Here is a 2,339-nt window from a genome sequence, read left to right as displayed (position 1 = left end):
TTTTCCACCGAGTCATCCACCCGCCGAATCGGCTCCACTCGGGTCACGGCGCTGTGGGCCAGAGCTTCTGCAAAGGTCAACAACTGCTCCTGCCGGGCCAGGGCTGCTGGCGAGATCCCGGCGCGGTCAGACAAAACATGCAGCGGCAGCAGCGTTCCCCCATCTTTTTTGGCCAAAATCAACGCCAACTGCAGCAGGTTGCTTTCGGTATCCGGGTTGGCCACCGGCACCAAGACGCGAGCTCCCCAATCCGGCTTGGGCAATTCGGTGGACTCTGCCGCCACTTCGGTGGGCTGCATTTGCTCTCCCCAGCGGGCCACAATCCAAGGCGAGGCAACACAGGTCACCAGGATCATGGCAATGATGCCGTTCACCGTCAGCTCATCCACCAACTTCACCTGAAAGGCCACCGTGATCGCCGCCAGGGTAGCCGCCGCCTGAGCCATCGACAAACCGAACATGATCATCGTGCTGGCAAAGCGCCAGCCAAACAGTTGGGCCGGGATCCAAGCGGCCAGAAACTTGCTCACCACCTCCGCTGCGATCATCACTCCGCCCACCAGCAGCGTGCGCGGCTCCCCCAAGAGAATGCCGGGATTGATCAGCATCCCCACCGAGATCAAGAAGAAAGGCACAAACAGGGTGTTGCCGATAAACTGAATCCGGTTCATCAGGGGGCTGAGAGGCGGGATGATAGGGGTGATGGCCGTCCCGGCCAGAAAGGCTCCCACCACCGGCTCAATGCCAATTAACCCTGCTCCATAGGCCACCACAAACAAAGTGGCGATCACGAAAGTAAACTCTGCTCCCTCGTCGTGACCAAAGCGTTGAAAGAACCAACTGCCCAGCTTAGGCACCCCCCAGAGGGTGGCAAAGGTGTAGAGGGCAATGGAAGGGATCAACGTCAGCCAAAAGCGCAGCGACAGCTCCCCTTGGTGGGCGCGCACCACCACCGCCAGCACCAACAAAGCCAGGACATTCGTGATAAGGGTGGCCCCCAAAGTTGCCGTCACCGTCTGCAGGCGCATCAACCCCAGCTTTGAGATGATGGGCAGACCGATCAGGGTGTGAGAGGCAAAACAAGAGGCCACCAGCACCGCCGCCAGAAAGCCATACCCAATGGCCAACATGGCTGCTGTGCCGATGAGCATGGGCAACAGAAAGGTGAGCGCCCCGAAGAGGGTGGCCTTCCCGGCATTGAGCTTCAAATCTTCCAGACTGGTCTCCAGCCCCGCCATGAACATGAGAAACAACAGCCCCACCGTGCCCAGCAGGATGATGGTCTCGTCCCGCCGCAAGATGCCCAAGCCGTAGGGCCCCACCACCAGCCCAGCCAAGATTAACCCGATGATCCCCGGCAGGCGCAGCCGCTCAAACAGCAAGGGAGCCACCAGCATGATGGTCAGGATGATCAAAAACACCAGCACCGGATTCTCAACAGGGCCAATCATGGCTAGAGGGATCCCCGAAATTTGCAGCCAGTTAGCCAGCATAAATCACCCGACAGACAGCTAATGAACAGACCCGGCAAAGCGCCCGCATGAGTCTATCAGATCCCTCCAGATCCAAGTAGCTCTCGATGCCCCACAGACTTTGTCCGGCCTTCAATTACTGGCAGGGCGTTTAATAAGTATTCAAAAGTAAGTACATCAGACACATTAAGACACATTAAGCAGTGAAAACAGCTTGGCAGTAGTGCCCAGAGAAAGGCGGGAGAAACCCCCGAGAAACACGCATTAGAATCAGAAGGTACATGCTCTTGGGCTGCCCATGAACCAGCTTGCTCCTGGAAAAGTGATCGGCCAGCGCTATCAACTGGTTCACAGCATTGCAGCGGGCGGCATGGGGCAGGTGTTCAAGGCAGTCGATACGCGCCTGTTCAACCGTCCGGTGGCGGTCAAGCTGTTGCACCAAAACTTGGCAGGCGATGACAACACCCGACGCCAGTTGCACAAACGTTTTCAGCAGGAAATTCGCATCAGCACGCTGCTGGGGGAGCACCCTGCCATTGTCAAGGTATTGGACTATGGTCTAGAGAACGACCAACCTTACCTGGTGATGGAATACCTGACGGGGCGCAGTTTGGGGGAGCTAATGCTCAAGCAGCCGGTGCTGCCGCCTCAACAGGTGGTGAGGATGGCCCGCCAAGTGTGTGCCGGTCTCTATTACGCCCACAACCTAGAGACCGAGCAGGATGGCCATCTCATCAAGGGGGTGATCCATCGCGACATCAAACCCAGCAACCTCTTCGTCCTAAAAGATGAAACGTTGGGGGAGACCGTCAAAATCTTGGATTTCGGCATTGCCAAGCTGATACATTTACGCTGAACACTGCTGAA

2 protein-coding genes are annotated in these 2,339 nt (G+C 57.3%); one reads left to right on the top strand and one right to left on the bottom strand.

Going from position 1 to position 2,339, the window contains the following annotated elements:
* The coding region (locus tag NW856_RS12945; protein WP_414400597.1) for a cation:proton antiporter at positions 1-1,493 on the bottom strand (1,493 nt) is incomplete at its 3' end.
* A 277-nt stretch (positions 1,494-1,770) separates the two neighbouring features.
* Here NW856_RS12945 and NW856_RS12940 point away from each other — a divergent pair.
* Positions 1,771-2,328 (top strand): serine/threonine-protein kinase, encoded by a 558-nt coding sequence (locus NW856_RS12940; protein ID WP_414400596.1) that lies wholly within the window; start codon positions 1,771-1,773, stop codon positions 2,326-2,328.
* The last annotated feature ends 11 nt before the right edge of the window (positions 2,329-2,339 follow it).

Source organism: Synechococcus sp. R3-13, from assembly GCF_047462195.1.
GTDB lineage: Bacteria > Cyanobacteriota > Cyanobacteriia > Thermostichales > Thermostichaceae > Thermostichus.
The sequence above is the reverse complement of the archived record's forward strand: the minus strand, read 5'-3'. Positions and strand labels throughout refer to the sequence as shown.